Here is a 21,365-nt window from a genome sequence, read left to right on the forward strand (position 1 = left end):
CCTCGTGCCCGTCTCATTCCCCCTCCCGCCCGGCTCGACCATCGGCATCATCGGCGGCGGCCAGCTCGGCCGCATGCTGGCCATGGCCGCGGCCCGCCTCGGCTTCGATGTCGCCGTCATGGACCCCGAGCCGGACGCGCCGGCCGCGCGGGTCGCCGCCAAGGCCATCGTCACCGCCTACGACGATCCCGAAGGCCTGGCCGCCCTGGCCTCGGCCGCGGACGTGATCACCTTCGAGTTCGAGAATGTGCCGGCCAGGTCGCTGCAGGCCCTGGCCGCGGCGGGGGCCCGCGTGGCGCCCGGCGACCGCGCCCTGGCCATCGCCCAGGACCGGCTCGCGGAGAAGACCTTCCTCAACGAGGCCGGCGCCCCGACGGTAGGCTTCGCCGCGGTGGACTCCGCGGACGACCTGCGCGCCGCCCTGCAGAGCCTGGGCGCGCCGCTGCTGCTGAAGACCCGGCGCGGCGGCTATGACGGCAAGGGCCAGACGTGGGTGCACAGCGCCCGCGACGCCGACAGCGCCTGGACCGAACTGGGCGCCCAGCCCTGCATCGCCGAGACCCCGGCCGACTTCCGCCGCGAAGTGGCGGTGGTCGCCGCGCGCGGCCGCTCCGGCGAGATCGCCCTCTATCCCCTCACCGAGAGCCACCACGAGGCCGGCATCCTGCGCCGCGCCCGCGCGCCGGCCGCGGCCCCGCCTCGGGTGCTGGCCGAGGCCGAACGGATCGTCGCCACCATCCTGTCGGCGCTGGACTATGTCGGGGTGATCGGGGTGGAGATGTTCGAGCGCGACGATGGCAAGCTGCTGGTCAACGAGTTCGCCCCCCGGGTGCACAACACCGGCCACTGGACTCTGGACGGCTGCGAGGTCGACCAGTTCGAACAGCACATCCGCGCCATCGCCGGCTGGCCGCTGGGTCCCACCGACGCCCTGGCGCAGGTGGAGATGACCAATCTGCTGGGCGACGAGGCCGAGGGCTGGCTGCGCCTGGCCCAGGAGCCGGAGACCCGCATCTGGCTCTACGGCAAGGGCGAACCCCGCCCCGGCCGCAAGATGGGCCACGTCAACCGTCTGACGAAGATCAACCGCTAGGGCCGGCGCGGCCCCTCACCCAACCCTCTCCCCCAAAGGGGGCGAGGGCTTTCTTGCGTGAACGCGGCAGACGCTCGGCCCTCGCCCCGCTTATGGGAAGAGGGTTGGGAAAGGGGTCTATCGGCTCACGCCGCCCGTCCGTACCGTAGCCGCCCCAACGCAGAGGCCAGCCGGCGCGCGCCGTCCAGAGGCCTCACGCCAGCCTTCCATGTTTCGAACGCCATGACCGCGGCGATGCGACCGTCGAGGTGCGCCGCCGCCGCGTTGGCGCCGCCGGAGAGGCGGATCGCCAGGGTGGTGATCAGGATCTCCGACAGGATCGCCCGCTTGGAATAGTGGTTCTCGTCGGTGGCGGTGTCGCCGGCCCAGCGCCACAGCAGGTCGGCGCTCTCCCAAACCAGCCGCAGCGCCAGGGGGATGTTGCCCGGCAGCGCCAGGAACCCCGACCAGCGGCGCGTCGCCGGCTCGTCGGCGACCGCGGCCTCCACGCGGGCCAGCACGGCCTGGCGGATGCGCTCGCGCACCTTCAGCGCCTGGGGATCGAACGCCTCCAGCGCCCGCAGCGCCGCGCCATCATGGCGGCGAGACATCAGGGCGGCGAGGTCGCGGGGGCCCTGCGGCAGGACCAGGCTGACGTCGGCGTCGGAAACGCCCAGCCGCCGGGCGGCGGCCTTCAGCATCAGGCCCGACCAGCCGTAGCGCGGGGCGAGCGACACCGCCGCGTCCAGCAGGCGGGCCTCCTGGGCGGCGACCCAGTCGCTGGCGTCGAGGTCGTTGGCAGGCGCGGCGGCGGGGACGGCGTCGGTCATGCGGCCATTCTATACGCCTCAATTCCGCCCGTCTCGCCATGGACAAAGCCGGGGCCGTCTGGTATCGACCGCGCCTTGTTCTGGAGGGAGCGTTTCCTCCGGAGGCGATGGCCCGTGATCCGCACGCGGCCGCGAGGAGGTTTGGTGGTTCAGATTTTCGTCCGCGACAACAATGTCGATCAGGCGCTGAAGGCCCTGAAGAAGAAGATGCAGCGCGAGGGCTCGTTCCGCGAAATGAAGCGGCACGTGCACTATGAAAAGCCGTCGGAAAAGCGCGCCCGCCAGAAGGCCGAAGCCGTGCGCCGTGCGCGCAAGCTGGCCCGCAAGCGCGCCCAGCGCGAAGGCCTGATCGCCGCGCCGAAGAAGCCCGCGCGCGCTTAAGACAGCGCCGTTCGGCTGACGAGATTTCAAGGCCGCGCGGGAGCCTCCCGCGCGGCCTTTGTCGTGCCCGCGATGTCGCCAACGCCTCGTAACCCCGGACAAGGGCGCCTCGGCGCCCGCCGATCCGGGGCCGGCCGATCCACAACCGAGACGAATTCCGGCGAAGCGCCGCGCCCGCGCACGATCCCGATCTTCTGAACCATGGCCCGGTCGGCCCCGGGTCTACGCTCCGCTCCGCCCGGGGTGACGGCATGAGGGGCTCAATCGACCCTAGGCCGCCTCGCGCCGCACCAGCGCGCCCACGAACACCTTCATGTCGAAGCGGCCGCTGGCCAGGGCGCCGGACTTGAACGCCGGGGCCGCCACCCACAGCTCCAGCGCGGTGGTGGCGAACATCACCGCCGCCGTGCCGACCACCTGCCAGGCGGGCGGATCGCTGCCGGCGCGGGCGGCCATCATGAACGGCGTGAAGATCGGCACCCACGACAGCCCCGCCAGCAGCGGCGAATCCGGATGGGTGATCGCCTGGCTCATGAAGGCCACCGGCACGGACAGCAGGATCATCATCGGCCCCAGCAGGGTCTGGGCCTCGCGCGTGGTCTCGCAGAAGGCGCCGACGGTGACGTAGAGGGTGGCGAACATCAGGTAGCCACCGACGAAATACAGCAGCAGGTAGCCGATCATGCCGCCGGTGAAGAGGATCGACGCCAGGTCCCCGGCGATGTCCGGCCGCAGCCAGGTCAGCAGAATCGAGCCGAGGCTCAGCCACACCCCCATCACCGTGCAGGTGACGCAGGCGACGCCCAGGATCTTGCCGCCCATGATCTCCGGCACCGAGGCCGAGGTCAGCATCACCTCCAGGATTCGGCTGCTCTTCTCCTCGATCACGCTGTTGAGCAGCATGCCGGCGCCGGTGAGCACCACCATCCACAGCAGGATGCCCATGCCGAAGCCGGCCAGGCCCGGCAGCTTGTCCTTCAGCGACACGCGCCCGGCCGCCGCCTTGGGCGAATAGGCGATCACCTGCGGCTGCAGGGCGTCGATCGCCTTCAGCGCCGCCTCGCCGACCCCGGCCCTGGCCAGACTCTCGCGCCGCAGCTCCTCGCGCGTGGCCCCCTGCACCGCCCGCTCCAGCGTCGGATCGGAGGCGTTGCGGGTCCACAGGTCGACGGTCACGCCCTCGGTGGCGGGCTTGACGATCACCGCCGCGTCCAGGCTGCCGGGGGCCGACGAGGGACTGGCCACCGACGTCCGCAGCCGGGCGGTCGCGCTGGCCGCGTCGTGGAATGGTCCGCCCGGGGTCGGCACGATCAGCGCCACCGGCCGCTGGCCGGGCTGTTCCGGGGCGAAAGCGGCGCGCAGGGCGTGGGCGTAATGGCCGCCGGTCAGATCAACCACCGCCACCGCCGGCACGGGCGTCGACAGGTTCATGCTGGTGCTGGCGAAGCCCAGCGTCGACATGCCGACCGGCATGAGCACGATCGACAGCCAGAAGCCCGGCGTGCGGACATAGGCCAGGTAGTCGCGCACGGCGATGCGCAGCAGGCGGATCATGCGGCGGCTCCGTTGGGGGCGGCGTCCTGGCCGGCGCGGGTGGTCAGGGTGATGAAGGCGTCGTGCAGGTGCGGCTCCTTCAGCTCGAAGCGCTGGATGTCGATGCCGCGGGCGAAGGCCGCGCGCAGCGCCTCCTGCGCCGGCGCGCCGGCCCTCAGCGCCGCGGTGACCCGCACGCCGCCCTCCTCCGAGGGCTCGCTGGTCAGTCCCTCGAGCCCCGGCAGGTCCGCGACCGCCGCGGCGTCGAACGGTCCTTCCAGGACCAGGGTGCGCGGCGCGCTGGCGCGCGCCTCGGCGACCGAGCCGTCGAACACCTTGCGCCCGCTGGCCAGCAGCACGACGTGGTCGCAGAGCCGCTCGGCGTGCTGCATCACGTGGGTGGAGAAGATCACTGTGGCGCCGCGGTCGGCCAGGGCGCGGATGATGGTCTCCAGCGACTGCTGGTTCACCGGGTCGAGGCCGCTGAACGGCTCGTCCAGGATCACCAGGTCCGGATCGTGGGTCAGGGCCGAGAGCAGTTGAACCTTCTGGGCCATGCCCTTGGAGAGGGAGCGGATCTCGCGGTCGGCGGCGTCGCCCAGGCCATGGCGCTCGAGCAGCTCGCGGGCGCGGCGCTTGGCCTCGGCGGTTCCCAGGCCCTTGAGCGAGGCCAGGAAGGCGATCGCCGTCACCGGGGTCATGCGACGGTAGAGGCCGCGCTCCTCCGGCAGGAAGCCGATCCGCTGGCGCACCCGGCTGACATCGGCCTCGCCGAGCACGGTGATGCGTCCCGACGTCGGCGCCACCAGGCCCAGGATCATGCGGATCGACGAGGTCTTGCCGGCCCCGTTGTGGCCGAGAAAGCCCAGGATACGCCCGGCGCGCGCCTCGAACGACAGATGGTCCACGGCGGTGAAGGCGCCGTAGCGCTTGGTGACGTCCTCAAGGACTACCGCCGCCTGCCCCATGCCAAGCTCCCCGTCTGCGGGCGAGAGCCTAGCGGCACGGCCCCTTAACAGGCCGCAAAGACCGTGTTCAGGCCGGCTGCAGGGCCGCATCTCGCACGTGCTGGACGCCGCGGACGATGGCGTCGGCGAACGCCTCGCCCAGCAGGGTGGCGTGGGCGGCGCCGTCGACGTGTTCCACATAGCCGCGCCGCGAGGCGTCGGCGGGGGCGGACTGGAGCGACTTCAGCGCCCCCCGGGGGCCTGACGCGGCCGCGCCGGCGGTGATCACCGCCACCGGCAGGTCGCGCGGGAAGGGGCCGGCGTCGCGAGCCTGCTGCGCCGCGCGGGGCCAGTCGCGCACTTCCTCGGCGGCCCAGTAGTTGTGCCGGCCGCTGGCGAACGCCCAGCGCTTCTCGGCCTTGGCGGGGCCGGTGAGGCCGATCTTGTCGCCGAACGAGGTATAGACCAGCGGCTTGAACAACCCGGCCCCCGCCCCCACCGCGGCCAGCCGAGACAGGTTGGAAAAGGCGCCGACGAAGTGCTGCACGACCTTGTTGTCCATCGCCTCGGGCGTGGTGGCGTCCACCAGCACCACCCCCTTGACCAGGCCGGGATGGCGCGCGGCGAAGATCCGCAGGCGAAGGCCGGCCATCGAATGGCCGCACAGGATGAAGGGTCCCTTCTCCCCCGCCGCCGCCAGCAGCTTCTCCAGGTCATGCTCGATGTTGAGGCCGTCGCGCGGCTTGGGGCCGGGATCTGAGAAGCCGAGGCCCGCGCGGTCGTAGGCGCACGAGCGGATCCCCGCCGCCGCCAGCTTGTCCTGCACCACGCCCCAGTCGGCGGAGAATCCGAACGCGCCGGCTTCCAGCAGCACCGTCGGACCGTCGGCCTTCTGGGGGCCCGCACAGACCATGTGCAGCCGTCGGCCGCCGATGTCGTAGAGGTGGCCCCTCGGCGTCGGGGCTCCGGCGATGGCGGTCATGGCGCCTCCCACGGCGACATAGGCGATCAGGACAAGGACAAACCCGGCAACGCACTTCGCAAGCAGCCCCATAGGGTCCGATGTAGGCGCCCGATGCGACAGCACAACGACGTCGCGGCGTGGTTTGTTTCACGACAGGGCGCTGGCGTGGCCATTGCGCAACAGGGGGGCGCCCGCGCGGCCCCTCACCTTCCCACGCCCTGACGGGCGTGGGCCCCTTCCTCCCCCTGCAGGGAGAGGAAAAGGCAACGCGGCCGCACAGGAGGTTTCCTCTCCCTCGCGGGAGAGGAAGGGGCCCGACCGCGAAGCGGTTGGGAGGGTGAGGGGCTGCGCCGGCGCTACAGCGCCTTGACGATGCCCTCGACCATCTTCTTGGCGTCGGAGAACAGCATCATGGTGTTGTCGTGGAAGAACAGCTCGTTCTCCACCCCGGCGTAGCCGGAGCCCATCGAGCGCTTCACGAACAGCACCGTACGGGCCTTCTCCACGTCGAGGATCGGCATGCCGAAGATGGCGCTGGTCGGATCGGTCTTGGCGGCCGGGTTGGTGACGTCGTTGGCGCCGATGACGAAGGCGACGTCGGCCGTCGGGAACTCGGCGTTGATGTCCTCCAGCTCGAACACCTCGTCGTAGGGCACGTTGGCCTCGGCCAGCAGCACGTTCATGTGCCCGGGCATGCGGCCGGCCACCGGGTGGATGGCGTACTTCACCTCCACGCCCTCGGCCTTCAGCTTGTCGGCCATCTCGCGCAGGGCGTGCTGCGCCTGGGCCACGGCCATGCCGTAGCCGGGGACGATGATCACCTTGGAGGCGTTCTTCATGATGAAGGCCGCGTCGTCGGCGCTGCCCTGCTTTACCGGGCGGGTCTCGACCTTGCCGCCGGCGGCCGCCGCCACGTCGCCGCCGAAGCCGCCCAGGATCACCGAGATGAAGGACCGGTTCATCCCCTTGCACATGATGTAGCTCAGGATCGCGCCGGACGAGCCCACCAGGGCCCCGGTGATGATCAGGGTGACGTTCTCCAGGGTGAAGCCCAGCGCCGCCGCGGCCCAGCCGGAATAGGAGTTCAGCATCGACACCACGACCGGCATGTCGGCGCCGCCGATCGGGATGATCAGGGTGATGCCGGCCACCAGGGCCAGGCCGAAGATCGCCCAGAACGCCCAGCGGGCCTCGCCGCCGCTGACCACCAGGAAGATGATCAGGCCGACCACCGCCAGGCCGATCAGGGCGTTCAGCAGGTGCCGCCCAGGCAGCAGGATCGGCGCACCGGACATGTTGCCGTTCAGCTTGGCGAAGGCGATCACCGAGCCGGTGAAGGTGATGGCGCCGATGGCCACCCCCAGCGACAGCTCGATCAGGCTCTCCAGCTTGATGCCGTCCCCCTCGGCGATGCCGTAGGCGGCCGGGGTGTAGATCGCCGCCACCGCCACCAGGCAGGCCGCCATGCCGACCAGGGAGTGGAAGGCCGCCACCAGCTGCGGCATCGAGGTCATCGGCACGCGCCGGGCGATCACCGCGCCGATGCCGCCGCCGACGGCCACGCCGGCCAGGATCAGGCCGATGGTCACCGGATCGAGGGCCCCGCCGCTCCACAGGGTCAGCAGGGTGACGCCCACGGCGATGGTCATGCCGACCATGCCCAGGGTGTTGCCCCGCCGGCTGGTCTCGGGGCTGGACAGGCCACGCAGGGCCAGGATGAACAGCACCCCGGAGACGAGGTAGGCCAGGGCGGCGATATTGGCGTTCATGCTTGTCGGCCCCCCTCGGCCTCAACCTTGTCCTGCGCGGCGGCGGGCGAAGCTCGACGCTCGACTCCGTCCCAGGCCCGGCGGTTGCGAAGCACCGCATAGGCCTGCACCACCACCGCGATCAGCAGGGCCAGCACCGCCATGTTGGCGTTGAACCAGCCGGTCCCCAGCGATGTCGTGCGGATCATGATCGCCATCTGCATCAGGCCCAGGCCCGTGAAGAACAGCGCCGATCCATTCAGCACCCGCACCCACTTCGGTCGCATCGCCAGGGCGATGAAATAGGCCGCGATGGCGAAGAAGCCGCCGCAGACCCCGACCCAGTAGAGGGCGTGTGCGTTCATTTGGCCGCCTCTTTCGGCGGCGCCTTTTCCTTCTTGCGGTACATCGCCAGCATCCGCTGTGTGACCAGGAAGCCGCCGAAGATGTTGACGGCCGCCAGGCCGGAGGCCACCGCCCCGGCCCCCTTGGAGACCCAGGCGCTGCTTCCGCCGCCGGCGGCGTGCGCCGCCGCGGCCAGCAGGGCGCCGACGATGATCACCGAGGAGATGGCGTTGGTGACGGCCATCAGCGGGGTGTGCAGCGCCGGCGTGACGCTCCACACCACGTAGTAGCCGACGAAGATGGCGAGCACGAAGATCGCCAGGCGGAAGACGGTGGGATCGACGAGGGCGGCGTCCATGGGCGTCTCCTTGGGGCTCAGGCGGGCTTCAGGGCGGGGTGGACGATCTCGCCGCCCCGCGTGATCAGGGCGGCCTTGAGGATCTCGTCCTCGAAGTCGGGAGCGAAGGCGCCCTCCTTGTCGAACAGCAGGCCGCAGAAGGCGGTGAGGTTGCGCGCGTAGAGCGCCGAGGCGTCGGCCGCGACCCGGCCGGCCAGGTTGGGAATGCCCAGGATCCGCACGCCATTGACGTCCACCGTCTCGCCGGCGACGGCGCCGACCACGTTGCCGCCCTGCTCCACCGCCAGGTCCACCAGCACCGACCCCGGCTTCATCGAGGCCACCTGTTCGGCGCTGACCAGCTTGGGCGCCGGGCGGCCGGGGATCAGGGCGGTGGTGATGACGATGTCCTGCTTGGCGATGTGGGTGGAGACCAGCGCGGCCTGCTTGGCCTGGTATTCGGCGCTCATCTCCTTGGCGTAGCCGCCGGCGGTCTGGGCGTTCTTGAACTCCTCGTCCTCGACGGCCAGGAACTTGGCCCCCAGGCTCTCGACCTGTTCCTTGGTGGCCGGCCGCACGTCGGTGGCGGTGACCACCGCGCCCAGGCGCCGCGCCGTGGCGATGGCCTGCAGGCCGGCGACGCCGACGCCCATGATGAACACCTTGGCCGCGGCCACCGTGCCGGCGGCGGTCATCATCATCGGCAGCGCCCGGCCATAGGCCTCGGCCGCCTCGATCACCGCCCGGTAGCCGGCGAGGTTCGCCTGGCTGGAGAGGGCGTCCATCACCTGGGCGCGGGTGATGCGCGGCACGAACTCCATGGCGTAGGCGGTGACGCCCGCCTGGGCCAGGGCCGCGAGGGCGTCCTTGTTCTGGTACGGGTTCAGCAGCGCCACCAGCGTGGCGCCGCTCTTCAGCGCCGCCGTCTGCGCGGCGTCCGGCGCGCGCACCATCAGGGCGATGTCGGCGCCGGCCAGCGTGGCCTGGGCGTCCGCGGCGATGCTGGCGCCGGCAGCGGCATATTCGGAATCGGGGAAGGCGGCCCCCACGCCCGCGCCGGTCTCGACGACCACGGTCAGGCCCTGGGCGACGAGCTTCTTGACCGCGTCAGGCGAGAGCGCGACCCGGGTCTCTCCGGGATGGCGTTCCTTGGTGACGGCGACTTGGGCCATGGTACCCCCCTGAAGGGCCAGACCAGCCCTCGGCAACCCGGACCTTTAGGGACCGACTCACGGCCTTGTCCAGCACGGGGCGCGGACAAGCGTTCCCGGAAGGCCGGGGAACGCGCCGAAAGCTGGACGACCGGGTCGGCCGTCCAGGCGCAGCAGACCCGTTTTTCCGGGTTCTGTCTTGAAGATGAGCGGCGCCCCCGTCGGGGCGCCTGCGCCAGGGCTAGTGCGCCGCCTGCGGCTTGTCGCGCAGCACGGCGACGCCGGCCACGAACAGCACGATGCCCGAGATCGCGCCCGCGGCGAAGCCGGCCGAGGTGCAGAACCAGACGGTCAGCATCAGGATCAGGGTGGCGACGGCGAGGGAACCCCACTTGGTCAGGCCGTTGAACAGGGCGAAGGAACGCTCCTGCTCGCTGATGTTCATATCGCCACGGTGATACTCGGAAGCGGCGTCGGCCATAGGGGTCGGATCTCCAGATCGGGTAAGGCGGGGCGGGTGCTACACCAGGGCTGGCCGGGCGACAAGCGGGCGGGGCGTCGCAGTTGATCGGGCGAATCCAGATTGGCGCGCGATCGGGCGGCGGCGAGACTGCGGCGCGGAAACGGGAGGCGCCGATGGCCGAAAGCACGATCAGGGTCGAGGGACACTGCCATTGCGGGGCCATCGCCTACGAGGCGCAGGTCACGCCGGGCACGGTGCGGGTCTGCCACTGCGACGACTGCCAGCGCCTGACCGGCTCGGCGTTCCGCGCGAACATCGCCGCCCCGGCGGCCGGCTTTCGCCTGCTGCGCGGCGAGCCCCGCCGCTACGTGAAGACCGCCGACAGCGGCGCGCGGCGCGTGCACGCCTTCTGCGGCGACTGCGGCGGCCCGGTCTACGCCTGCGCCGAAGTCGATCCGCAGAGCTATTCGCTGCGGCTGGGGGCGCTGGACCGCAGGCGCGAACTGGGTCCGCCGATGGGCCAGGTGTGGACGAAGCGCCGGCTGGCCTGGGTGTGCGACCTGGCCGATGTGCCGGAGATGGAGACGCAGCCTTAGGGGCGGATGATCGGCAGGGGCGGAACCCCTCACCCTCCCGATCGCTGATCGCGATCGGGCCCCTCCCTCTCCCAGTGGGAGAGGTGATTTTTGCTGTGCGATCCGATCGTTACCTGTCCGTGGAACAGCGTCCTTCACCTCTCCCATGGGGAGAGGGAGGGGCCCACGTGGCTTGCGCGAGCAAGCCGCGTGGGAAGGTGAGGGGTTGCGCCCTCGCCGTCCGGTCAACCCGGCCAGGTCGCCAGGATCGTGCGCAGGGCCGCCACCAGGGCCAGGGGCTGGTCGACCATGATGTGGTGCTCGGAATCGGGGATGGCGACCTGCGGCGCGGACGCTGGGATCGGACTGGAATAGTCCTCGCCGTTCCAGTTGCGCTTCATCACGCTGGAGTTCTCGCCGTAGATGTGGGCCAGCGGCGGCGCGTCCGCGGGCGTGGCGCGGTCCATCTCGTCGCGGTTCAGCTTGCCCCACATGAACGGGTCGAACTTCCAGGTCCAGCCTTCCCCTGAGCCGTCCGGCATCGGCGCGCGCTTCAGCGAGCGGCGGGCGATGAAGTCGGCGACGTACAAGTTGCCCGGCACCTGCGGCGGCATGAAGCGGAAGCGGGTCAGGGCCTCTTCCAGGGTGGCGTAGACCCGGTTCGGCTGGGTGCGGCTGGGCGGCCCGCCGATGCGGCGCGCCTCTTCCGGACGGCCCTCGGCGATCGCCCGGGCGCGCATCTTCTCGATCTGTTCGGGCGTCGGCGGGCGACCGAAGCCGGTGTCCAGCATCAGGCAGGCGCGCATCCGGTCCGGATGGTTGCAGGCCGAATAGAACACCTGCGAGCCGCCGAACGAGTGGCCGACGTAGATCGGCTTGACCGGCGCGGCGTAGAGGCCGGCGGCCTTGGCGCATTCCCAGATCTCGGTGGCGAAGCTTTCGAAGGAATAGGTCTCGCGCCAGTCCGAGCCGCCCATCCCCGACAGCGACAGGGCCGCCACACGCCAGTCGTCGGCCAGGAACGGGGCGATGAAGCTCCACCAGTCGGCGTGGGCCGAGTTGCCGTGCACCAGGATCAGACCCGGCTTGCCCACGTCGCCCCAGGTCAGCAGCTCGATGTTCGCGCCGTCCACCGGCACCAGGCTGCGCTCGGGCTCGCGGGCGATGGCGGCCTTGAACCAGGGGGGGCTCTGCGGCTCGGCGCCCTTGAAGGGCGCCAGCGGCGAAGCGATCTCCGGCGGCAGGTCCGGCTGCAGGCGAACCGGTTCGTCGTCGTCCAGCTTCTCGTCCGCCCGGACGTTCACGTCGTCAGCCATGCCACCCTCGAAATCACTTAGCGGCGGGGCCAGCGCCCGCCCAATGCTGCAATGCAACTCTGACTAACGGCCGTTTGAAAAATGGCAAGCGCTCCGAGCCCTTACCTCCCCACTCCGCTCATCCCGGCGAAAGCCGGGACCCAGGCAAGACTCGCCGCTGGCAGGGCGTTCGTGGGCTTGGCAACGCACCAGGCTCACAGCATCCAGCCAAGCTGAAACTTGTGCCTGGGTCCCGACTTTCGTCGGGATGAGCGGGTTTGAGAGGATTCTAAAGGGAATCTACCCCAGCCCCACCGCCGCCAGCGCCCTTGCCTGCCGCTCGGCCAGGGCCTCCTCGGAGAAGCCCTCCAGCGACGCCTCGAACAGTTGGCGCCAGTTCTGTTCGGCGGCCAGGTGCAGGAAGGCGGCGCCCAGGCCGATGGCGGCGCGGTCCATGAACACGAACTCGCGCGGGATGGTGACGGGGCCCTTCTCGTCCAGCGCCTGCTTGACCTGGAAGGCCTCGCGCCGGCCGTACTCGCCCGGCGCCACGCCGTCGGCGACGGTGCGCACGCGGTCGTCGAGCAGCGGGCCGTAGATGAACTTCGCCCAGATGTGCAGCACGTCCATCAGGTCGTCCGTCAGCCCCTTGAAGCCCCAGGCGCGATAGGCCTCGGCCTCGCCCTCGCGATCGCCGGTGGTCATGGCGCGGAACAGCTTGACCACGCCGCCGACGAACCGCGGCGGGAAGATGCGGATGCAGCCGAAGTCGAGCAGGTTCAGGCGGCCGCCGCCGTCGTGGGTGAAGTCCTCGGTGAAGCTGTAGTTGCCCAGGTGCGGGTCCCCGTGGATCACGCCCAGCTGGATCAGCGGCGTCCACCAGGCCTCGAACAGGGTGCGGGCGATGCGGTTGCGGGTCTCCTGGTCGGCGCCCTTCCACGACATCAGGCCGCGGCCGTCCAGCCAGTCCATGGCGATCAGCCGGCCGGTGGAGAGGTCCAGGTCGGGGCGCGGCACGGCGATGTCGTCGCGGCCGGCGAAGAAGTCGGCGTACAGCCGCATGGCCTTGGCCTCGCGGCCATAGTCCAGCTCCTCACGGATCCGGTCGGAGATTTCCACCACGATCTCGGAGGTGTCGATGGCGCCGAACATCTGCCGCCCCAGGGCCAGCACCGTGCGCAGCTGCGACAGGTCGCTCTCCACCGCGCTCTGCATGTCCGGGTACTGCAGCTTCACCGCCAGGGGACGCCCGTCCAGGGCGGTGGCGCGGTGCACCTGGCCCAGAGAGGCGGCGGCGGAGGGATTGACGTCGAAGGCGGCGAAGCGGCTCGCCCACGCCGGGCCGAGCTCGGCGGCCATGCGCCGGCGCACGAAGGCGCCGGTCATCGCCGGGGCGTTGGTCTGCAGCTCGGCCAGCTCGGCGGCGAACTCCGGCGGCAGCAGGTCGGGCACGGTGGCGAACATCTGCGCCACCTTCATCATCGGGCCCTTGAGCCTGCCCAGCGCCTCCTTCAGCGCCTTGGCGTTGCGCGCCTGGGCGTCGCCGCCGGCGAACAGGGCGTTGGCGCCGAAGGTGGCCGCCGCCCCGCCCAGGCCGACGCCGACCCTGGCGAAGCGGGCCATCCGGCCCGTCAGCCGGTCTCGTTCGGGATCGCGTTCCATGAGGCCGTCCCGCTCAGACCAGGGCCTCGAACTCGTCCACCAGCCGCTCCAGGCTGCGGCAGCCGGAGGCCCAGAAGCTCTTTTGCCGCGGGTCGAGGCCGAACGGGGCCAGCGCCTCGACGTAGGTCTTCACCCCGCCGTCGGCCAGCAGCCCTTCATACAGCGGCGTGAACCCGTGCGGGTCCTTGCGCCGCGCCTCCATCAGCGCCTCCACCAGCAGGTTCCCGAAGGCGTAGGCGTAGACGTAGAACGGCGCGTGCACGAAGTGGCTGACATAGGCCCAGTAGTGTTCGTAGCCGGGGTTGAGCTTGATGGCCGGCCCCAGGCTCTCGCCCATGGCGTCCATCCAGATCGCGCCGATCTCGTCCGGAGACAGTTCGCCCGCCTGCCGCTGATCGTGGAAGCGGGTCTCGAAGCGGTGGAAGGCGATCTGGCGGATCACCGTGTTGATCCCGTCCTCGATCTTGCCGGCCAGCAAGGCCTTGCGTTCCTCGCCCTTGGCCTCGGCCAGCAGACGCTCGAACACCAGCCCCTCGCCGAAGATCGACGCCGTCTCGGCCAGGGTCAGCGGGGTGTCGGCCAGCAGGGTGCCTTGCGGCGCGGCCAGGGTCTGGTGCACCGCGTGACCCAGCTCATGCGCCAGGGTCAGCACGTCGCGCCGCTCGCCCATGTAGTTCATGAACACGTACGGGTGCCGCGTGGAGGTCACGGGGTGGGAATAGGCCCCCGACTGCTTGCCGGCGCGCGGCCGCGCGTCGATCCAGGGCCGGTCGAAGAACACCTGCGCGGTCTGGCCGAACTTCGGCGCCAGGGCCGAGAAGCTCTCCAGCACCATGCCCCGCGCCTCGGCCCAGCCATAGCGTCGCGGCTCGGCGCTGGTCAGGGGCGCGTTGCGGTCCCAGTGGTCGAGCTGCCGTCGGCCCATCGTCCTGGCCTTCAGCCGGTAATAGCGATGGCTGATCGACGGGTAGCTCTCCACCACCGCCGCCTCCAGCGCCTCGACCGACTGTGCGTGCACCTCGTTGGCCAGGTGGCGCGAGGCGGCCGGCGTCGGATACTTGCGCCAGCGATCCTCGATCTGCTTCTCGAAGGCGATGGTGTTGAGCGCCAGGGCGAGGGTCGGTTCGCGCTCCGCCAGGGCGGCGGCCAGGGCGTTGGCGGCCTGTTTGCGGCGCCGGGCGTCGGGGTCCGACAGCCGGTTCAGCACCTCCGGCAGGGTCAGGTTCTCGTTGCCGACCTTGGCGGTCAGCCGGGCCAGGGTCTCGTCGTAGAGCCGCGACCAGTTGGCCACGGCCGGCGCCTTGTCCACCAGCAGCCGCTCCAAGTCCGGCGACAGCTCGTGCGGCCGCGACAGCCGCACCCGGCGGATCCAGGGGCGCCAGCGCGCGGCCGGAGCATGGGCGGACAGCGCCGCCTCGATCTCGGCGTCCTCCAGCTGGTTGATCTCCAGCGTGAAGAACAGGCTGTCGCCGGCGATCTGCGACGAGCGGGCCCGCAGGTCGGCCTCGAACTTGGCCCAGGAGGCGTCGTCGCGGGCGGTGGACGAGGCGAGGCCGGCATAGGCGCCGACGGTCCACAGGTGATTGGTGGCGTCCTCGTAGAGGCGGATGCCACGGTCCAGCAGTTCGCCCAGTTTCGCCGGCTGGCCGCGGGCGGCGACGAACTGGTCCTTCAGGGCCACCAGCGCGTCGTTCGCGGCTTTTGCGGCGGTAAGATCCGCCTCGATGCGCGGGTCCTGGCGGCTGGAATACAGGTCGTCGAGGCTCCATTGCGGCAGGGCGTCGATGTCGTCGAATTTCGCGGGGGCGTTCATGGCTTCCGATGTAGTCGGTCGCGAGGTTTGCCGGAAGGGCTGAGCCAGGCTTGCGCGCCTACCTCGCGAACCCCTTGCGCCGCAGCCACGCCAGGGCGATGTCCGGCCACAGGGCCGCCGGCTTGCCCACAGCGTACCGGATGCCGAAGCCGTGGCCGCCTTCCTCGAACAGGTGCGCCTCGGCCGGGACGTGCGCGGCGCGCAGGGCGGAGAGCAGCTGCAGGCTGTTCTCCACAGGGACCGACGCGTCGTCGAGGGCGTGCATGATCAGCACCGGCGGGGCGTCCGGCCGGGCCATGTGCTGCAGCGACCAGTCCCTTTCGGCCGCCTGGGTCGGCGCCGGCCCCAGCAGTTCCCGGCGCGAGCCCTCGTGCACATAGCAGCTCAGCATGGTCGCCACCGGGTACATCAGGATCGCGAAATCCGGCCGCGCCGAGAGACCGTCGGCCGAGTCGAGCGGCGCATAGACCGCGGCGTCGAACTTCAGCGCCAGGGTCCCGGCCACGTGCCCGCCGGCGGAGAAGCCGATCACCCCGACCCTGGCGTCAGGCCCCGCCCGCTGGCGGATCAGCCGCAAGGCGCGCTGGGCGTCCTGCAGCGGCGTCGCCGGCCCCGCGGCCCAGCCGTCGCCCGGCAGGCGATAACTCAGAACATAGACCGTCAGGCCCGCCGCGGCGAACCGCTCGGCCGCCTCGTACCCCTCCTTGTCCATCACCACCCAGCGATAGCCGCCGCCCGGCGCCATCAGCAGGCTCGCGCCGGTGGGATGGGCGGGTTCGAACACCACCAGGCGGGGACGGGCGACGTGCTCGACATATCGGTCGCGAAGGGGGCCGGGGCGTTCGACGACGTTTTCCGATGGCAGGGTGGCGGGGGCGCCGGGCGGTGGGCCGGGCCAGAGCGCGATCACCCGATGGTCCGGGCCGGCCGGGTGGTCGTCCATCGGCGCGGCGGTCGCCATGGTCGCCATCAGACACAGGGCGATGAGGGGATAGAGCCGCAGCTTCATGACACCGGTATCATAGCGCTCCAAGTTCGCCCGCCAATACCCCAAACATCCGGCGAAGGCCTGGACGAGCGGACAGAGGGATCAAAGAACTGGGTCCCGCCCCAGCGCCCGCAGCCGGCCTGAGTCCAGCACTTCCACCCGTCCGTATCGCACCGCCACGAGCCCTGCGGCCTCCAGCCGCTTCAGCGCCCTGTTGATGGTCTGGCGCGAGACGCCGTGCATGGCGGCCAGCTCGTCCTGGCGCAGGCGGATCAGGTCGTCGCCGCGCCCGCGGGCCGCGGCGGCCAGCCCCCGGGCCAGGCGCACCGCCAGCGGCTCGGTAAGGTTCTGGGTCAGGGCGGTGGTGGCCGCGCGGTGATAGGCGCTGATCAGCAGCGACAGGTCGCGGTGCAGCAGCAGGTCCTCGCGCGCCGCCTGGTCGAAGTCCCGTTGCGGCACGTGCAGCACCCGCGCCCGCGCCGCGGCCACCGCATCGTGCGTGCGCGGACCGCCGTCGGCGGTGGACAGCCCGCCGAACCAGGCGCCGGGCGCCACGATCAGGGCCAGGGTCTCCTGCCCGGCGGCGGAATGGTTCACCAGGCGAACGTCGCCCTCCAGCACGGCGTAGAGCCCGTCCGGCGGATCGCCGACGGCATAGACGCGGCCGCCGCCGGTCAGGGTCCGCACCCGGGCGTTGCGGACCAGCCGCATGCGCCGCTCCGGCGCGATGGCGGCGAACCAGCGGTCGGTCTCCAGCACGGCAAGGTCGGCGCTCAACATCGCGCCCAGCCTCGCGCCGCGCCGCCAATTGTCAACTTCGCGACAATCTGCGGCCGCGCCCCGTGCCAAAAGGCCGCCGAACCCAGGAAGATCCCCATGCGCGCCTACCGCTTCGACGCCCTCAACAGCCTGGACGATCTCGTCCTGCACGACGAGCCCACGCCGCAGCCGCAGCGCGGCGAGGTGCTGGTGAAGATCGACGCCGTGTCGCTGAATTTCCGCGACCTCGCCGTGGTGCTGGGCCGCTACGTGGGCCCGGCCGACGCCGGCCTGATCCCCTGCAGCGACGCGGCCGGCGAGATCGTCGCCGTCGGCGAAAGCGTCAGCGGGCTGAAGGTCGGCGACCGGGTGATCAGCGCCTTCCATCCCCGCTGGTTCGGCGGCCGCATCCCCATGACCGCGGCGCGCGACGCCTACGGCTCCGGTTCCGACGGCTGGCTGGCCGAGTACAAGGTGGTCTCGCAGGAAGCGGTGGTGCGCCTGCCAGACGGCCTGTCGTTCGAGGAGGGGTGCACTCTGCCCTGCGCGGCGGTGACCGCCTGGACGGCGCTGTCCGGCGCGGCGCCGATCCGGGCCGGCCAGAGCGTGCTGACCCTGGGCACCGGCGGCGTCTCGATCTTCGCCGTGCAGCTGGCCAAGGCCCTGGGCGCGACGGTGATCGGCACCACATCGGGCCCGGCCAAGGCCGAGCGCCTGGCGGCTTTGGGCGCCGACCATGTGGTCAACTACAACGAAGTCGCCGAGTGGGGCCGGCACGTGCGCCGGCAGCTGACCGGCGGCGAAGGGGTGGACTGCGTCGTCGAGGTCGGTGGGCCGGCGACGGTGAACCAGTCGATCCACGCCGTGCGGCCCGGCGGCGAGGTGGTGTTGATCGGCTTCCTCAGCGAGGAAAACCCGGGCATCGACTACTTCCACCTGAAGAACAGCCGCGCCACCGTCCGCTCGATCGGCGTCGGCGACCGCCCGGCGCTGGAGGACCTCGTGCGGGCCGTGAACCGCACCGGCATCCGCCCGGTGATCGACCAGGTGTTCCCCTTCGAGGACGCCAGGGCCGCCTTCGAGCGCCTGAAGAGCGCCGCGCATGTGGGAAAGATCGTGATCAAGGTCTGAGGGATTTCGCGGAGAGGGCGCAACCCCTCACCTTCCCAAGCCCGGCGCTGTCGCGCCGACCTCGGGCCCCTCCCTCTCCCTATGGGAGAGGTGTTTTTTCGGCATAATCAAATGGATATCCCCATCACGACACCCTCTCTTCCACCTCTCCCATCGGGAGAGGGAGGGGCCCGCGTGACTTGCGCGAGCAAGTCGCGTGGGAAGGTGAGGGGTTACGCCCTCGCCGCGCAGACTTCCCCAGCCCCTGCGACAGGCCGCCACAGCGTTAACCCCCGACTCAGCTCTGCGAAACCCGGCCTTTACCCCGAGCCTGTATCAGGACGGGACGACAAGAGCCCCCGCCCCCGGCTTCCCGGGCAGGCGGACGGCCGTTCCGGTGGGTGTGTAGGCATGAGCAAGACCGTCCTCGTGGTGGACGACGACCCGACCCAGCGCCGCCTGATCCAGGCTGTGCTCGAGCGCGAAGGCTTCGCCGTGGCCCATGCGGATGGCGGGCGCACCGCCCTGGAGCATCTCGGCTCCGGCGCGCCGTGCGACGTGGTGCTGCTGGACCTGGTGATGCCCGGCCTGTCCGGCCAGGAAACCCTGGCCGACATGCGTTCGCGCGGCTTCACCCAGCCGGTGATCGTGGTCACCGCCACGGGCGGCATCGACACCGTGGTGCAGGCCATGCAGGCCGGCGCCGCGGACTTCTTCGTCAAGCCGGCCAGCCCCGAGCGGATCATCGTCTCGATCCGCAACGCCCTGTCGATGGGCGCCATGCGCGTCGAGGTCGACCAGTTGAAGAAGAAGGTCGGCGGGCGCACCACCTTCGACGACCTGATCGGCGATTCCGCGCCCATGCAGATGGTCAAGCGCCTGGGCGAACGGGCGGCGAAATCGTCGATCCCGATCCTGATCACCGGCGAGAGCGGCGTCGGCAAGGAGGTCATCGCCCGCGCGGTGCACGGCTCGTCCGAGCGCGCCGGCCGGCCGTTCGTCACCGTCAACTGCGGCGCCATCCCCGAGAACCTGGTCGAGAGCATCCTGTTCGGCCACGAGAAGGGCAGCTTCACCGGCGCGCACGAGAAGCACCTGGGCAAGTTCCAGGAGGCCAGCGGCGGCACCCTGTTCCTGGACGAGGTGGGCGAGCTGCCGCTGGACATGCAGGTCAAGCTGCTGCGGGCCCTGCAGGAAAGCGAGATCGACCCGATCGGCGCCAAGCGGCCGGTGAAGGTCGACGTGCGCATCGTCTCGGCCACCAATCGCGACCTGACCACCGCGGTCAGCGAGGGCCGGTTCCGCGAGGACCTGTTCTATCGCCTGAACGTGTTTCCGATCGAGGCCCCCGCCCTGCGCGAGCGACGCGAGGACGTCCCCGCCCTGACCGAGGCCTTCATCCGCCGCTTCAACCTGGAAGAGGGCAAGCGGGTGATGGGCGCGGCGCCGGAGACCCTGGCCTTCCTCACCGCCTTCGACTGGCCCGGCAACGTGCGCCAGCTGGAGAACGCGGTCTATCGGGCGATCATCCTGGCCGACGCCCCCTATCTGCAGCCGCACGACTTCCCCGCCATCTCCGGCGTGAAGATGCCGCCGCCGGAAGCGTTCGACGCCGGCCACAGGCCGGTGAGCGTGCCCACGGCCCAGGCGCTGATGGACACCCTGCCGAGCGACAGCCCGGTGCGGATCCTCGACGCGCGTGGGCATCTGCGCACGCTGGAAGAGATCGAGCGCGACCTGATCCAGCTGGCCATCGAGATCTATTCCGGCCACATGAGCGAGGTGGCCCGCCGCCTCGGCATCGGCCGCTCCACCCTCTACCGCAAGGTCCGCGAACAAGGCCTGGAAGAGCACATCCGCGACGCCGGGTGAGGCCTGCTTTCTTCCCCCGCTTGCGGGAAGAGAGACGGCGCTCAGGCCGGCAGGCGCGCCTGGCAATAGGCAATGGCCTTGTGCGCGGTGGCGGCCCAGTCGTCGGGCGGGTCAAGGGCGAGATAGCGTTCGAACAGGGCGCGGGCGCCCGTCAGGTCGTCGGCCTTCAGCCGCAGCTGCGCCAGGTTGAACACGGCGTCGGCGTGGCCAGGGTCGAGCTCGAGCAGCCGGGACAGCTCCGCATCCGCAGCCTCGGCCCTGCCCGCGGCCTCCAGCGCCTGGGCCAGGTTGTAGCGGGCTTCCGCGAAACGGGCGTCGCGCGCCAGGGCCCGGCGATAGGCCATCGCCGCCTCGTCGTGCGCGCCCTGGCCAAGCCGGATGTTGCCGAAGTTGTAGGGGGCGATGGGGTCCGTGCGGTCGGCGCGGGCGCAGAGGTCGTAGAGCCGTGCGGCCCGATCGTCGTCGCCCTCGACCTCCGCCAGGGTCGCGGCCTCAAACAGATCGTCCAGGCTGGCATGGTCCTCGTCGAGCGGCAGCAGCCCCTGACCTTCCAGGGTGGTCCGGCCGTCGTCCCATTGCAGCGCCGCCGCGCCGGCATGCGCCGGCACCACCCGGTGGCGGCCGACGGGCGCCTTGTCGCGGGCCTCGCCCAGCAACCGGACCACCTCGCCTGGCGTGCGACCGGCGGCCAGCAGGTCGGCGGCGGCCCGCATCACCTTCGGGTCGCCGAAGCGGCAGGTCTCGGCGCCGCCCTCGGCCCGCGCCAGGGTGATCAGGTCGAACGCCGCCAGCACCTCGGCGTCCTCGCGCCCAAGGCCGCTCTGCGCCAGGGCCGTGGCAAGGGGCGCGGTCGCGCCGGCGCGGGGATCGTCGTCGGCCAGCAGGGCGGCAAACGACCGCTCGCCGTACGCCGGCAGCCCGCGCTCGCGCGCCGCCGCCAGCCGCTCGACCAGGGCGCCGCCGTCCACCAGCGCCCACGCCTGGGCGCCGACCACCAGGGCGCCGCTGCGCCTGGTCAGGTCGCGCGCCACCGTCCCGCCGCCCGCCAGCACCTGCCCCTGCAGGCGCTCGCGGCCGCCCGGCGAGAACCGGCCGTAGAGGGCTATGACGCGATCGCGGACCATCGGCGGGAGTCTAGAGCACGGACGGTATCGAAGGAATCGTTGCTGCGGTTCTTGAGCCGGTCATCAAGCGCCCCACACACACCTGCTCACCCCGGCGAAGGCCGGGGCCCAGGCAAAAGTGTCAATCCGCTCCGTTGCTTGGGCATTCTCGCCCCCCAACTCGATCCCCGAGCGCCCTGCCGGTGGAGAGTTTTGCCTGGGTCCCGTGAGTTCTCAAACGAAGTGCAACACTCCCTTGTGGGAGTGTGGGGATGGGACGCAGCTACACACAGCTCGATCTGGAGGAGAGGTGTGCGATTGCCCGCCTTCATGAAGGCGGGCAATCGATCCGGCAAATCGCTGCAGCTCTGGATCGCTCGCCATCGAGCATCAGTCGCGAGCTGAAGCGCAATACGG

General features: G+C 71.0%; 21 protein-coding genes. 6 read left to right on the forward strand and 15 right to left on the reverse strand.

Going from position 1 to position 21,365, the window contains the following annotated elements:
* Positions 1 to 4: 4 nt before the first annotated feature.
* Positions 5 to 1,093, forward strand: a complete 1,089-nt coding sequence (locus ACO2Q3_RS21555) for a 5-(carboxyamino)imidazole ribonucleotide synthase (protein WP_423310350.1) — start codon at positions 5 to 7, stop codon at positions 1,091 to 1,093.
* Between the two features lie 125 nt (positions 1,094 to 1,218).
* Here ACO2Q3_RS21555 and ACO2Q3_RS21560 read toward each other — a convergent pair whose 3' ends face one another.
* On the reverse strand, positions 1,219 to 1,902 hold the full coding sequence (locus tag ACO2Q3_RS21560; RefSeq protein ID WP_423310352.1) for a COQ9 family protein: 684 nt from the start codon (positions 1,900 to 1,902) through the stop codon (positions 1,219 to 1,221).
* 144 nt (positions 1,903 to 2,046) lie between these two features.
* Here ACO2Q3_RS21560 and rpsU point away from each other — a divergent pair, with 144 nt between their 5' ends.
* Positions 2,047 to 2,283 (forward strand): 30S ribosomal protein S21, encoded by a 237-nt coding sequence (gene rpsU, locus ACO2Q3_RS21565; RefSeq protein WP_423310406.1) that lies wholly within the window; start codon positions 2,047 to 2,049, stop codon positions 2,281 to 2,283.
* A 270-nt stretch (positions 2,284 to 2,553) separates the two neighbouring features.
* On the opposite strand, the gene ACO2Q3_RS21570 is transcribed toward rpsU, so the two are convergent.
* The 8 genes from ACO2Q3_RS21570 to ACO2Q3_RS21605 all read right to left on the reverse strand — a co-directional run bounded on the left by ACO2Q3_RS21570 (position 2,554) and on the right by ACO2Q3_RS21605 (position 9,789).
* Positions 2,554 to 3,837 carry an ABC transporter permease gene (locus ACO2Q3_RS21570; RefSeq protein WP_423310354.1) on the reverse strand — a complete coding sequence of 428 codons (1,284 nt, stop codon included), beginning with the start codon at positions 3,835 to 3,837 and terminating at the stop codon, positions 2,554 to 2,556.
* Complete coding sequence (locus tag ACO2Q3_RS21575) at positions 3,834 to 4,784, reverse strand: ABC transporter ATP-binding protein (protein ID WP_423310356.1); 951 nt, start codon at positions 4,782 to 4,784, stop codon at positions 3,834 to 3,836. The genes ACO2Q3_RS21570 and ACO2Q3_RS21575 overlap by 4 nt, the downstream gene beginning before the upstream one ends.
* Positions 4,785 to 4,851: 67 nt before the next feature.
* Positions 4,852 to 5,745 carry an alpha/beta hydrolase gene (locus ACO2Q3_RS21580; protein WP_423310358.1) on the reverse strand — a complete coding sequence of 298 codons (894 nt, stop codon included), beginning with the start codon at positions 5,743 to 5,745 and terminating at the stop codon, positions 4,852 to 4,854.
* A gap of 338 nt (positions 5,746 to 6,083) precedes the next feature.
* Complete coding sequence (locus tag ACO2Q3_RS21585; RefSeq protein ID WP_423310360.1) at positions 6,084 to 7,496, reverse strand: NAD(P)(+) transhydrogenase (Re/Si-specific) subunit beta; 1,413 nt, start codon at positions 7,494 to 7,496, stop codon at positions 6,084 to 6,086.
* Entirely contained in the window at positions 7,493 to 7,840 is a 348-nt protein-coding gene (locus ACO2Q3_RS21590) for a hypothetical protein (RefSeq protein WP_423310362.1), read from the reverse strand. Before ACO2Q3_RS21590 ends, ACO2Q3_RS21585 begins: the two co-directional genes overlap by 4 nt.
* Positions 7,837 to 8,178: an NAD(P) transhydrogenase subunit alpha gene (locus ACO2Q3_RS21595; RefSeq protein WP_423310364.1), complete on the reverse strand. Its 342-nt coding sequence runs from the start codon at positions 8,176 to 8,178 to the stop codon at positions 7,837 to 7,839. The genes ACO2Q3_RS21590 and ACO2Q3_RS21595 overlap by 4 nt, the downstream gene beginning before the upstream one ends.
* Before the next feature lie 17 nt (positions 8,179 to 8,195).
* Positions 8,196 to 9,329 carry a Re/Si-specific NAD(P)(+) transhydrogenase subunit alpha gene (locus ACO2Q3_RS21600; protein WP_423310366.1) on the reverse strand — a complete coding sequence of 378 codons (1,134 nt, stop codon included), beginning with the start codon at positions 9,327 to 9,329 and terminating at the stop codon, positions 8,196 to 8,198.
* 220 nt (positions 9,330 to 9,549) lie between these two features.
* Positions 9,550 to 9,789 (reverse strand): aa3-type cytochrome c oxidase subunit IV, encoded by a 240-nt coding sequence (locus ACO2Q3_RS21605; protein WP_423310368.1) that lies wholly within the window; start codon positions 9,787 to 9,789, stop codon positions 9,550 to 9,552.
* 155 nt (positions 9,790 to 9,944) lie between these two features.
* Between ACO2Q3_RS21605 and ACO2Q3_RS21610 the strand changes: the two genes are divergently transcribed.
* Complete coding sequence (locus ACO2Q3_RS21610; RefSeq protein ID WP_423310370.1) at positions 9,945 to 10,367, forward strand: GFA family protein; 423 nt, start codon at positions 9,945 to 9,947, stop codon at positions 10,365 to 10,367.
* 224 nt (positions 10,368 to 10,591) lie between these two features.
* Here the strand turns inward: ACO2Q3_RS21610 and ACO2Q3_RS21615 are convergent, their stop codons facing one another.
* From ACO2Q3_RS21615 to ACO2Q3_RS21635, 5 genes are all read right to left on the reverse strand, one after another.
* The gene (locus ACO2Q3_RS21615; protein ID WP_423310372.1) at positions 10,592 to 11,662 is read right to left on the reverse strand and encodes an alpha/beta hydrolase; all 1,071 of its coding nucleotides are present in this window, start codon (positions 11,660 to 11,662) and stop codon (positions 10,592 to 10,594) included.
* A gap of 279 nt (positions 11,663 to 11,941) precedes the next feature.
* Positions 11,942 to 13,303, reverse strand: a complete 1,362-nt coding sequence (locus ACO2Q3_RS21620) for an ABC1 kinase family protein (protein ID WP_423310374.1) — start codon at positions 13,301 to 13,303, stop codon at positions 11,942 to 11,944.
* 13 nt (positions 13,304 to 13,316) lie between these two features.
* Positions 13,317 to 15,116 carry a M3 family oligoendopeptidase gene (locus ACO2Q3_RS21625; protein WP_423310376.1) on the reverse strand — a complete coding sequence of 600 codons (1,800 nt, stop codon included), beginning with the start codon at positions 15,114 to 15,116 and terminating at the stop codon, positions 13,317 to 13,319.
* A gap of 58 nt (positions 15,117 to 15,174) precedes the next feature.
* The gene (locus ACO2Q3_RS21630; protein WP_423310378.1) at positions 15,175 to 16,125 is read right to left on the reverse strand and encodes an alpha/beta hydrolase; all 951 of its coding nucleotides are present in this window, start codon (positions 16,123 to 16,125) and stop codon (positions 15,175 to 15,177) included.
* Positions 16,126 to 16,206: 81 nt separating this feature from the next.
* Entirely contained in the window at positions 16,207 to 16,884 is a 678-nt protein-coding gene (locus ACO2Q3_RS21635; protein WP_423310380.1) for a Crp/Fnr family transcriptional regulator, read from the reverse strand.
* A 96-nt stretch (positions 16,885 to 16,980) separates the two neighbouring features.
* On the opposite strand from ACO2Q3_RS21635, the gene ACO2Q3_RS21640 reads away from it, so the two are divergent.
* Together ACO2Q3_RS21640 and ACO2Q3_RS21645 are read left to right on the forward strand one after the other, a co-directional pair.
* Positions 16,981 to 17,994 (forward strand): zinc-dependent alcohol dehydrogenase family protein, encoded by a 1,014-nt coding sequence (locus tag ACO2Q3_RS21640; RefSeq protein ID WP_423310382.1) that lies wholly within the window; start codon positions 16,981 to 16,983, stop codon positions 17,992 to 17,994.
* A gap of 390 nt (positions 17,995 to 18,384) precedes the next feature.
* Positions 18,385 to 19,845, forward strand: coding sequence for a sigma-54-dependent transcriptional regulator (locus ACO2Q3_RS21645; RefSeq protein WP_423310384.1), 1,461 nt, complete (start codon positions 18,385 to 18,387; stop codon positions 19,843 to 19,845).
* Positions 19,846 to 19,886: 41 nt separating this feature from the next.
* Here ACO2Q3_RS21645 and ACO2Q3_RS21650 read toward each other — a convergent pair whose 3' ends face one another.
* Positions 19,887 to 20,969, reverse strand: a complete 1,083-nt coding sequence (locus ACO2Q3_RS21650) for a tetratricopeptide repeat protein (RefSeq protein WP_423310386.1) — start codon at positions 20,967 to 20,969, stop codon at positions 19,887 to 19,889.
* A gap of 251 nt (positions 20,970 to 21,220) precedes the next feature.
* Here ACO2Q3_RS21650 and ACO2Q3_RS21655 point away from each other — a divergent pair.
* Positions 21,221 to 21,365 (forward strand): helix-turn-helix domain-containing protein (locus ACO2Q3_RS21655; RefSeq protein WP_423308898.1); only part of this gene is annotated, 145 nt, incomplete at its 3' end.

The organism is Caulobacter sp. KR2-114, from assembly GCF_049446115.1.
In the GTDB taxonomy this organism is placed as follows: Bacteria; Pseudomonadota; Alphaproteobacteria; order Caulobacterales; family Caulobacteraceae; genus Acaudatibacter.

Bases quoted from the DNA above. Each gene is read 5' to 3' on its own strand.
- ACO2Q3_RS21560 (WP_423310352.1), bottom strand. From the start codon at position 1,902: ATGACCGACGCCGTCCCCGCCGCCGCGCCTGCCAACGACCTCGACGCC.
- ACO2Q3_RS21605 (WP_423310368.1), bottom strand. From the start codon at position 9,789: ATGGCCGACGCCGCTTCCGAGTATCACCGTGGCGATATGAACATCAGC.
- ACO2Q3_RS21580 (WP_423310358.1), bottom strand. From the start codon at position 5,745: ATGACCGCCATCGCCGGAGCCCCGACGCCGAGGGGCCACCTCTACGAC.
- ACO2Q3_RS21630 (WP_423310378.1), bottom strand. From the start codon at position 16,125: ATGAAGCTGCGGCTCTATCCCCTCATCGCCCTGTGTCTGATGGCGACC.
- ACO2Q3_RS21575 (WP_423310356.1), bottom strand. From the start codon at position 4,784: ATGGGGCAGGCGGCGGTAGTCCTTGAGGACGTCACCAAGCGCTACGGC.
- ACO2Q3_RS21615 (WP_423310372.1), bottom strand. From the start codon at position 11,662: ATGGCTGACGACGTGAACGTCCGGGCGGACGAGAAGCTGGACGACGAC.
- ACO2Q3_RS21595 (WP_423310364.1), bottom strand. From the start codon at position 8,178: ATGGACGCCGCCCTCGTCGATCCCACCGTCTTCCGCCTGGCGATCTTC.
- ACO2Q3_RS21635 (WP_423310380.1), bottom strand. From the start codon at position 16,884: ATGTTGAGCGCCGACCTTGCCGTGCTGGAGACCGACCGCTGGTTCGCC.
- ACO2Q3_RS21645 (WP_423310384.1), top strand. From the start codon at position 18,385: ATGAGCAAGACCGTCCTCGTGGTGGACGACGACCCGACCCAGCGCCGC.
- ACO2Q3_RS21625 (WP_423310376.1), bottom strand. From the start codon at position 15,116: ATGAACGCCCCCGCGAAATTCGACGACATCGACGCCCTGCCGCAATGG.
- ACO2Q3_RS21610 (WP_423310370.1), top strand. From the start codon at position 9,945: ATGGCCGAAAGCACGATCAGGGTCGAGGGACACTGCCATTGCGGGGCC.
- ACO2Q3_RS21620 (WP_423310374.1), bottom strand. From the start codon at position 13,303: ATGGAACGCGATCCCGAACGAGACCGGCTGACGGGCCGGATGGCCCGC.
- ACO2Q3_RS21600 (WP_423310366.1), bottom strand. From the start codon at position 9,329: ATGGCCCAAGTCGCCGTCACCAAGGAACGCCATCCCGGAGAGACCCGG.
- ACO2Q3_RS21650 (WP_423310386.1), bottom strand. From the start codon at position 20,969: ATGGTCCGCGATCGCGTCATAGCCCTCTACGGCCGGTTCTCGCCGGGC.
- ACO2Q3_RS21570 (WP_423310354.1), bottom strand. From the start codon at position 3,837: ATGATCCGCCTGCTGCGCATCGCCGTGCGCGACTACCTGGCCTATGTC.
- ACO2Q3_RS21585 (WP_423310360.1), bottom strand. From the start codon at position 7,496: ATGAACGCCAATATCGCCGCCCTGGCCTACCTCGTCTCCGGGGTGCTG.
- ACO2Q3_RS21640 (WP_423310382.1), top strand. From the start codon at position 16,981: ATGCGCGCCTACCGCTTCGACGCCCTCAACAGCCTGGACGATCTCGTC.
- ACO2Q3_RS21590 (WP_423310362.1), bottom strand. From the start codon at position 7,840: ATGAACGCACACGCCCTCTACTGGGTCGGGGTCTGCGGCGGCTTCTTC.